Source organism: Candidatus Chryseopegocella kryptomonas (assembly GCF_001536065.1).
GTDB classification, from domain to species: domain Bacteria; phylum Bacteroidota; class Ignavibacteria; order Kryptoniales; family Kryptoniaceae; genus Kryptonium; species Kryptonium kryptomonas.
The window spans coordinates 52,917-60,261 of sequence record NZ_CZVW01000013.1; the positions used below are offsets into that span (position 1 = coordinate 52,917).

The following is a 7,345-nucleotide window of genomic DNA, read 5'->3' on the forward strand; positions in this document are numbered from 1 at the left end:
AAACTATTTTTCTTTTTTCTTTTCACCGCTGAAAAATGTTAAGTAAAACCCCGTTCCGAGAATCCCTCCGTAAAGAGTTGAAAAATACGGATTGCTTGTTATCGGACATGTTCCAGATTTGCAACCGATGAAAAAATAATAAAGATATCCAGCCAAAGCCCCTGCAAAAACAAAAATCAATGGTTTTAACTTCTTCATTTTGCCTCATTCTCTTTTTCTTTCAAACCGAGAACTTCGTTCAATTCATCAATTATTTGCTCCATTTCATCTTCCTTTCCCTTCTCTTTTATCGCCTGCTCAAGTGTTCCCCAAATTGGTTCACCACAAACAATGCACTTAATTCCTTTCTTCATAAGAAAACCAACTGATTCAGGAAATTCCGTTACAAGGTCTTCAATTGTTATGTCTTTGGTTATCTTTTTCATCTTCAATCCCAATTTGTTTTTCCACTCAATTATTCCACCGACGAGATTGTAAACTTTTTTAAAACCATTTTTGACAAGTATTTCACTTGCCCTTTTACTTCTGTTCCCGCTTCTACAATAAACCACTATCTCAAAATTTTTATACTTCCCTAATTCACCAAGACGATTTTCAAGTTCTTGAACAGGTATATTTAAAGCGCCATTTATATGTTCTGCTCCAAATTCCTCCCTTGTGCGGACATCAAGAAGCAAAACATTTTTATCTTTCTTTAACTTTTCAAATGCTTGAACTGGCGTAATATCAACATAAGTTTTCTCTTGATTTTGAAACTTTTGAATTCCACAGCCAAAAAGAAACAAAACAAGCAAAAAAATTTTCAAATGAAAATTTTTCATCTCATCAAACAAATAATTTTATAATGCGAATTGTTTAATTCTCCCGATTCAAAAACACGAAGACCGACTTTTTCCAAAACCTTCAAAAGTTCTTCCTGCGAAATTCTTTCTTCATAAGGCGGTCCTGCTTCCTCATATTGTTTTTTCCATTCAAGTATCACAATTTTTCCATCTTCCTTCGTAATTCTTTTCACTTCATTTAGAAATTTCTCAACATCTTCATTCTCATGCGTAACGAAAGCAAGAAATGTAAAGTCGCTTATCTTATCATCAATCGGAAATTCATAATCGTTTTTTGCAAGAATTGGGATTACATTTTCTGGCAAATCATTCTGTTTCAATTTTTCAATCATTTCTTCCTGCACATCAATTGCAAAAACTTTTCCACTTTGTCCGACAATTTTTGATGCTGGAATTGTGAAAAAACCACTTCCACATCCTACATCAACCATAGTCATCCCTTCGCTCAAACCACACGATCTAAGAATTTCCTCAGGTGGTAAAATTTTTCTTCTCTCTTCATCCAGAAGACGATGGGCATTATGCGGGCTGAATTTATGCATCTCAAATATGAAATTTTATTTTTCTTCGCTTAACTTTATCTTAACGCTTACCGCACCTCTGAAATCGCCTGCTTGATATCCCGTCGCTTTATCATCTGGATATTTTTCCTTCAAAAATTCCTTTATCTCCTTCTTCAAAAATTCATCAGAACCATGACAATTTAAACACATCGGCTGAACTATCAACGGCTTGAAATATCTCAAAAACTTTTCCCCATTTTCCTCAACAACTTCATAATATTCCTGTGGCAATTCACCTCGCTTGTTAAGTTCATCAAGTTTTCTCAAAATTTTAAGTTCATAATCATCTGGTTTGTCAAGTTTATTCCTGTATTTTTCACTCACTCTTCTGACATAAACTCCATATTTTTCCTTATGTGCCTTAATTATATCTTGTGCAAGATTTGAACACGCTTTTATAGCACCCGTGTATCCACCTTTTCCAAGTTCCTGAAAAAGAACCGCTTTAACGGAGTCAACAAGTTGATCCGAAATTTTTCTGCTTAATTCAACTGCCCTTTGAACTTTTTCGTCCGTCTGAAAAAAGAGCGAAGAGATGAAAAGCAAAGCCAAAATCAATTTATTCATTTTTTATCGCCTCCGTTTCTGGCTGAATTATTTTGTATGTATAATTAACTTCTGCACCAGATTTTTTCAATATCGCAGACACAGAGCAGTATTTTGTTTGTGAAAGTTCAATCGCTTGTTCAACATCTTTTTCTCTTATATCTCTCCCATAGATGATATATTCAATGTTAACTTTTGTATATACTTTCGGATGCTCTTCCGCTCTTTCGCCAGAAATTTTCATCTCAAACTTATCAAACTTAACTCTTTTCTTTCTCAAAATGCTCACAACATCCATTCCCGTGCATCCACCCAAAGCAATCAAAACAAGTTCCATAGGTCTTGTCCCAGCATCGCTTCCACCAACTGTTTCTGCTCCATCCATTACAACCCAGTGATTTGATTCGCCTTTGCCGATAAAAGTCATTCCATCAACAAATTTAATTTCAACCTTTGCCATTGATTTTTTCCTCTTTTATTTTTCAAAATTTGTTATATGCAAGCAAAAAACCAAGCAAAGCAAAATAAATTGTGCTAATTTTAGGATTACACAATAAAGGACACATTCCACCAAGTTTTGAGAAATATCTACCTATGAAAAATCCTGAAACAGCACCGACAAACGCTCCAATTATTCCTGCAAACATAAAAATTCCCAGATTTTATTTTGCCCAGATGTAATAATACCAGATGTTTTGACTGATCTCTTTATCAGTATAATTGCAGTTTTCACATACCCAGACCTCATTATCACCACAGCATCTTCGGATAAAAAACATTTTCTCGCCACACTTTGGACAATTTTTGCCCTCTTGCATTTCAAATCTTTGAAAGTTCAAATAAACATATTTCGTCAATTCACTTCTCATTTAAAAGCATGATTATATCTCTTTCAAAAACTTCTTTCGGGCGATAACCAACATATTTTGCTCTAATGTTTCCTTTCCTATCAATTACAAATGTCGTCGGTATCCCACGAATTCCGCCGTAATCCTGCGTGACTTTGTAATTTCCGATCAAAATGTGATAATTTATACCAAATTCTTTCATAAATGGAATTACATCTTTGACACCGCCTTCATCAAGTGAAATTCCAATTATCTCAACGCCTTTGTCTTTATATTTTTTGTAAAGTTCAATAAATCCTGGTATTTCAGCCCTACACGGCGGACACCAAGTCGCCCAGAAATCAAGAATAATAATTTTACCTTTAAAATCGGACAACCTGACTTTTTTGCCGTTTACATCTGGAAGTTCAAAATCAGGAGCAGGTCTAACATCAGAAGGCACACTTGCAAAAGCAGGCGTAATGGTTGAATAACTTTCCTCATCAACCGATTGACTTGCTTTTCTTGAAGTATATCCAAGATAACCGACTGCAAAAATTAAAATCAAAAGTCCAAATATCGGAAGCAAATTAACTTTACTTTTCTTTGCTGACATCTTAACAAGTCAATTTTTGTTTTTAAACATTTTGAATGACACGTTCAAGCTTTTTACGAACTTCAACGGCAATTTCTTCCAGTTTTGGATTATCAACTATCTTAACCATAACCATCGGATCAAAAGCTGAGACAGTGACTTTACCATCTTTTTCATAAACCACAACATTACAAGGAAGTATAAGCCCAAGGTCATATTCTGCTTGAAGAGCACGATAAGCAAAGGGTGGATTACACGCCCCGAGAATTATATACTTGTCAAAATCAACATCAAGCTTTTTCTTCAATGTCTCCTTAACATCTATCGTCGTTAAAACACCAAATCCTTCCTTCTTTAATTCTTCCGTAATCTTATTAACCGCTTCCTCATAAGAAAGATTCACAACTTTTGAAATTCCATATTTCATAGGAACTTCCTCAATATGTTTTCGGATTTTACGCCGACAAAAAATTCTTTTATTTTTCCGTTTTCTATTATCACAGTTGAAGGCGTCCCCATAACACCAAGTTTGAGTGCGATGTTCATATCTTTGCTGACATCAATTTTAAAAATTTTCGTTTTCCCGTTGCTTGAGTTTATCAATTTATCAATTATCGGAGTTTGAACTTTACATGCTGAACAAGTTGGACTATAAAAATAAAGCATCACCTTTTTGCCTTCTCTTATTGCTCTTCCGATTTCTCCACCAAATTCAGGGACAGATTTGCCTTTTCTAAATTTTGCTCTCAAAACAACGCTCAAATTCAAAAAAATAAAAAATCCAATTATCGCAAGGACTATGTAAAGAATTAACATCGCATAATTTGATTTAAATTTTTAACAAAAAAGCCCCGACCCAAAATGATCGGGGCGGAAAAATTTTAACTCCCCGAAGTTTGCGACTCTTTACGAGTAGAAAACTTAAAAAGTGAATATGCAGGGCAATATCCAACAAGCCCAGTTATAAGAGGGAGAAGTCCTATCAAGCCCCAGTATTTGGAATTTCCTTCAACCCAGAACAAAAGTGAAAGAATGAAAAGCCCAACGATTACACGAAGAACCCTATCCCAGGTTGCCTCGTTTACCTTCATTTTTATATCCTCCTGTTAATTTGTTAAAAGATCAATATCCTCAGTTTTGCTTCTTCTTCTCCTTCTGCGAGTTGGTCTTTCAGGAACAATAGCCCAAACACGGACATCAATATTTTCAACATCAAGATGAACCTCTGCCTCACAATAAGGACAGATTTTAACACTTTGCTTCTCAAGGAAAATTTGATTCTTGCAATTAGGGCAGTCCGTTATGACCATCCCTATAACCTTCGCCTTCTGTTTGCTTACTGGAGTTGTAACCAATTTTACCTCCGCATTTATGTTTTACATAATCCATTCAAATTTTAATAACATTCAAATCTACGCAAATGTTTCATAAAATCAAAGCCCTTCAAAGTGAAATTTTATCATTGATTTTCAATAAATTTACGGCAACTGCGTATAACCATTTCTCATTTTCCAGATGTAGTATTTCTCAAACCAAACCTTCATCCAATGTGACCAAGGTCCAGGGAAAAGAATATGATATTTCCTTGGTTTGAAGTTTCTACTTGCCATAAAGAAAACGCCCATGTTCCCTGCATCCATAACACAGAGCGGTGCTATATCCGCAAAAGCAAGCTTTTTAGCGTGATTTTTCCCAAGAACTTTTGAAATTATGTTGTCAACCGCAACTCTTGCCATCACTTCAGACATATAACCTGTCTTTGGAACTCCAATTGGAATTTGGGTTGGTTCTGGGTATTTAACTGCAACAGCAACACCAGCTGCGTAAATGTTGTCGTAATTTACATGTTTGTAAGTATCGTCCACAGGTATAAATCCAGCTTCATTCCCAAGCCCTGAATCTCTGATCGCTTTAACACCAAGGAAAGGTGGAATTATCATTGCATATTTATACGGCAAAACTTCACCATTTGAAAGATAAATCTCATTCGGTGTGATTTTCTCAATTGCGACATTTGTAATTCCACGAATTCCAACTTTTTTAAAGAAGTATTCCGTCATCTTTTGAGATTTTCCAACCCCACCAAGCCCGAAATTTCCCAAAAACGGCTCAGAGGTTACAAAAGTTATGCTAACTTTATCTCTTATCCCAGCTTTCCTTGCTGCGTATTCAATGTTAAACACATACTCATAAGCTGCACCAAAACAACTTGCTTTTTGCGTTGCACCTATTACAATTGGACCGGGATTCTTAACAAATTCGTCCCATTTTTCACCAGCGTGAAGCGCATGATCAATCGTGCAAATTGAGGTTGTATAGCCACCATTTGGTCCCAAACCTTCAACTTCTGAAAAATGTAAATCAGGTCCAGTTGCTATGACAAGAAAATCATACTCGTAATTTCCAGAGGTAGTTTCAACAAGATTTTTATCGGGAATTATCTTCGTCGCTTCTGCGTGGACAAATTTTATCCCTTTATTTTCAAGAACCGGTTTAAGATCAAATGAAATATCTTCCGGTTTTCTCCACCCAAATGGAACCCAAATAAGAGACGGTATGAAGACAAAATTTTTTGATTTTGAAATTACGGTTATATCTACTTCATCTTTAAGCTTTCTTTTAAGGTCAAACGCTGCTGTCAATCCAGCAAATGATCCACCGAGAATAACTATTTTTGTCATTTTATTAACCGATTTAAATTTTTAATTTAAAGTTTGTATGATCTTTCTTAATTTGCCTTCAAAGTAAAGTTTAAGTGCGTCGGAAATTTTCAACGACTTTGGAGAGACATAAATAATTTTTCCCTCGGAAAGCATTTTATCAATCATTGGTTTTCCCATGTGCGATGTTATTATCACATCAACATCTTTCAAAGTTTCCGCTATAATTTCTGCTCTTCTATGTCTGTGCCCTTGGTGATGCTTATGAGACTCATGATGTTCGTGAGCTTCGCTGTTATGCCTTAATTCAGTTTCTTTGCTTTCTTCATCGGTTATCAAAAAATAATGTGCATGTCCGAATGCATCCGAAATATGCTCACCATCGTCAGTTGGAATTGCGATTTTCATGTTTGGTAAAAAATTTTGTTTTTAAAGTAGAGCAAAAATTGAAATTCCAGAAATTACAAGCAAAAGTTGAACAAATGATTCTTTTAGCGAAAAACGACGATGCAATTCAGGAACAAGATCCACGAGCGAAACATATATAAAACCGCCAGCTGTAAATGGAACAAGGTTTAACCTTATGAAAGAAATTTTTTCGGTGAAAATAAATCCAACGATACCACCTGCAACGGCAAAAAGAGCTGTTAAGAAATTTAAAGTCAAAGCTTTCTTTTTATTAAATCCACCGTGAACAAGAACACCAAAATCTCCAAGTTCTTGTGGAATTTCGTGCACAATTACTGCAAGCGTCGTTATAATCCCAAGATTAACATCAGTGACAAAACTTCCAGCTATCACCATGCCGTCAATAAAGTTATGAAAGCTATCGCCGATCAAATTTAAATAAGCAAATGAATGAACCTCGCATTTTTGTTCGTGACAATGGCGCCAGTAAAAAAATTTTTCAAGAAGGAAAAAGACAACGATGCCAAGAACAACAAAGTAAATCGCTTTGCTGTTGTTTTCAATTGACCTCGGGATCATATGAAGGAAAGCGACTCCTATCAAAGCACCAGAAGCAAAGGATACAAGCCACAGCAAAATTTTATCAAGCAGCTTTTCTTTCACGCTAACGAAAATAATTCCTACAAGAGAGAATAAACTGACAAAAACATTTGCCAGAATTATTTTAAACAATGTGCTCATTTCCCAATGTGTAATTTTTAATCTTCAATCACAGCAAGTATATCGCTTCTTGAAATAATCCTGTATTCTTTTCCATACTTTAAATTTTTTCCACCGCCATACTTTGCGAGCAAAATTTTATCAAGCAGCTTTTCTTTCACGCTAACGAAAATAATTCCTACAA

Annotated in this window: 15 protein-coding genes; all 15 read right to left on the reverse strand. The window is 35.3% G+C overall.

What is annotated here, in order from left to right; all coding sequences use genetic code 11:
* Window positions 1-3 precede the first annotated feature (3 nt).
* The gene (locus AWW83_RS06550; protein WP_092350142.1) at window positions 4-198 is read right to left on the reverse strand and encodes a DUF6132 family protein; all 195 of its coding nucleotides are present in this window, start codon (window positions 196-198) and stop codon (window positions 4-6) included.
* Window positions 195-821 carry a rhodanese-like domain-containing protein gene (locus AWW83_RS06555; protein WP_092350144.1) on the reverse strand — a complete coding sequence of 209 codons (627 nt, stop codon included), beginning with the start codon at window positions 819-821 and terminating at the stop codon, window positions 195-197. The genes AWW83_RS06550 and AWW83_RS06555 overlap by 4 nt, the downstream gene beginning before the upstream one ends.
* On the reverse strand, window positions 818-1,384 hold the full coding sequence (locus tag AWW83_RS06560; RefSeq protein WP_092350146.1) for a class I SAM-dependent methyltransferase: 567 nt from the start codon (window positions 1,382-1,384) through the stop codon (window positions 818-820). Before AWW83_RS06560 ends, AWW83_RS06555 begins: the two co-directional genes overlap by 4 nt.
* A 15-nt stretch (window positions 1,385-1,399) precedes the next feature.
* Window positions 1,400-1,972, reverse strand: a complete 573-nt coding sequence (locus AWW83_RS06565) for a Tll0287-like domain-containing protein (protein WP_092350148.1) — start codon at window positions 1,970-1,972, stop codon at window positions 1,400-1,402.
* Window positions 1,965-2,411, reverse strand: coding sequence for an OsmC family protein (locus tag AWW83_RS06570; RefSeq protein WP_092350150.1), 447 nt, complete (start codon window positions 2,409-2,411; stop codon window positions 1,965-1,967). The genes AWW83_RS06565 and AWW83_RS06570 overlap by 8 nt, the downstream gene beginning before the upstream one ends.
* 22 nt (window positions 2,412-2,433) lie before the next feature.
* Window positions 2,434-2,598 (reverse strand): YtxH domain-containing protein, encoded by a 165-nt coding sequence (locus AWW83_RS09820; RefSeq protein ID WP_143713909.1) that lies wholly within the window; start codon window positions 2,596-2,598, stop codon window positions 2,434-2,436.
* A gap of 15 nt (window positions 2,599-2,613) precedes the next feature.
* Window positions 2,614-2,820 carry a TFIIB-type zinc ribbon-containing protein gene (locus AWW83_RS06575; protein WP_092350152.1) on the reverse strand — a complete coding sequence of 69 codons (207 nt, stop codon included), beginning with the start codon at window positions 2,818-2,820 and terminating at the stop codon, window positions 2,614-2,616.
* On the reverse strand, window positions 2,810-3,394 hold the full coding sequence (locus AWW83_RS06580) for a TlpA disulfide reductase family protein (protein ID WP_092350154.1): 585 nt from the start codon (window positions 3,392-3,394) through the stop codon (window positions 2,810-2,812). Before AWW83_RS06580 ends, AWW83_RS06575 begins: the two co-directional genes overlap by 11 nt.
* A 22-nt stretch (window positions 3,395-3,416) precedes the next feature.
* The gene (locus tag AWW83_RS06585; RefSeq protein WP_092350156.1) at window positions 3,417-3,800 is read right to left on the reverse strand and encodes a DUF302 domain-containing protein; all 384 of its coding nucleotides are present in this window, start codon (window positions 3,798-3,800) and stop codon (window positions 3,417-3,419) included.
* Window positions 3,797-4,189, reverse strand: coding sequence for a thioredoxin family protein (locus AWW83_RS06590; RefSeq protein WP_092350158.1), 393 nt, complete (start codon window positions 4,187-4,189; stop codon window positions 3,797-3,799). Before AWW83_RS06590 ends, AWW83_RS06585 begins: the two co-directional genes overlap by 4 nt.
* Before the next feature lie 65 nt (window positions 4,190-4,254).
* On the reverse strand, window positions 4,255-4,464 hold the full coding sequence (locus tag AWW83_RS06595) for a YgaP family membrane protein (protein WP_092350160.1): 210 nt from the start codon (window positions 4,462-4,464) through the stop codon (window positions 4,255-4,257).
* Window positions 4,465-4,479: 15 nt separating this feature from the next.
* On the reverse strand, window positions 4,480-4,728 hold the full coding sequence (locus tag AWW83_RS06600) for a hypothetical protein (RefSeq protein WP_143713910.1): 249 nt from the start codon (window positions 4,726-4,728) through the stop codon (window positions 4,480-4,482).
* Window positions 4,729-4,851: 123 nt separating this feature from the next.
* Window positions 4,852-6,054 carry an NAD(P)/FAD-dependent oxidoreductase gene (locus AWW83_RS06605; protein WP_092350164.1) on the reverse strand — a complete coding sequence of 401 codons (1,203 nt, stop codon included), beginning with the start codon at window positions 6,052-6,054 and terminating at the stop codon, window positions 4,852-4,854.
* A gap of 21 nt (window positions 6,055-6,075) precedes the next feature.
* A complete protein-coding gene (locus AWW83_RS06610; protein ID WP_092350167.1) occupies window positions 6,076-6,441 on the reverse strand; it encodes a NifB/NifX family molybdenum-iron cluster-binding protein in 366 nt (121 codons plus the stop codon).
* Window positions 6,442-6,462: 21 nt separating this feature from the next.
* Window positions 6,463-7,182: a ZIP family metal transporter gene (locus tag AWW83_RS06615; RefSeq protein WP_092350169.1), complete on the reverse strand. Its 720-nt coding sequence runs from the start codon at window positions 7,180-7,182 to the stop codon at window positions 6,463-6,465.
* Window positions 7,183-7,345 lie beyond the last annotated feature (163 nt).

Bases quoted from the DNA above. Each gene is read 5' to 3' on its own strand.
- AWW83_RS06590 (WP_092350158.1), bottom strand. From the start codon at position 4,189: ATGTTAATTCTTTACATAGTCCTTGCGATAATTGGATTTTTTATTTTT.
- AWW83_RS06570 (WP_092350150.1), bottom strand. From the start codon at position 2,411: ATGGCAAAGGTTGAAATTAAATTTGTTGATGGAATGACTTTTATCGGC.
- AWW83_RS06555 (WP_092350144.1), bottom strand. From the start codon at position 821: ATGAAAAATTTTCATTTGAAAATTTTTTTGCTTGTTTTGTTTCTTTTT.
- AWW83_RS06615 (WP_092350169.1), bottom strand. From the start codon at position 7,182: ATGAGCACATTGTTTAAAATAATTCTGGCAAATGTTTTTGTCAGTTTA.
- AWW83_RS06605 (WP_092350164.1), bottom strand. From the start codon at position 6,054: ATGACAAAAATAGTTATTCTCGGTGGATCATTTGCTGGATTGACAGCA.
- AWW83_RS06575 (WP_092350152.1), bottom strand. From the start codon at position 2,820: ATGAGAAGTGAATTGACGAAATATGTTTATTTGAACTTTCAAAGATTT.
- AWW83_RS06585 (WP_092350156.1), bottom strand. From the start codon at position 3,800: ATGAAATATGGAATTTCAAAAGTTGTGAATCTTTCTTATGAGGAAGCG.
- AWW83_RS06595 (WP_092350160.1), bottom strand. From the start codon at position 4,464: ATGAAGGTAAACGAGGCAACCTGGGATAGGGTTCTTCGTGTAATCGTT.
- AWW83_RS09820 (WP_143713909.1), bottom strand. From the start codon at position 2,598: ATGTTTGCAGGAATAATTGGAGCGTTTGTCGGTGCTGTTTCAGGATTT.
- AWW83_RS06580 (WP_092350154.1), bottom strand. From the start codon at position 3,394: ATGTCAGCAAAGAAAAGTAAAGTTAATTTGCTTCCGATATTTGGACTT.
- AWW83_RS06565 (WP_092350148.1), bottom strand. From the start codon at position 1,972: ATGAATAAATTGATTTTGGCTTTGCTTTTCATCTCTTCGCTCTTTTTT.
- AWW83_RS06610 (WP_092350167.1), bottom strand. From the start codon at position 6,441: ATGAAAATCGCAATTCCAACTGACGATGGTGAGCATATTTCGGATGCA.
- AWW83_RS06550 (WP_092350142.1), bottom strand. From the start codon at position 198: ATGAAGAAGTTAAAACCATTGATTTTTGTTTTTGCAGGGGCTTTGGCT.
- AWW83_RS06560 (WP_092350146.1), bottom strand. From the start codon at position 1,384: ATGCATAAATTCAGCCCGCATAATGCCCATCGTCTTCTGGATGAAGAG.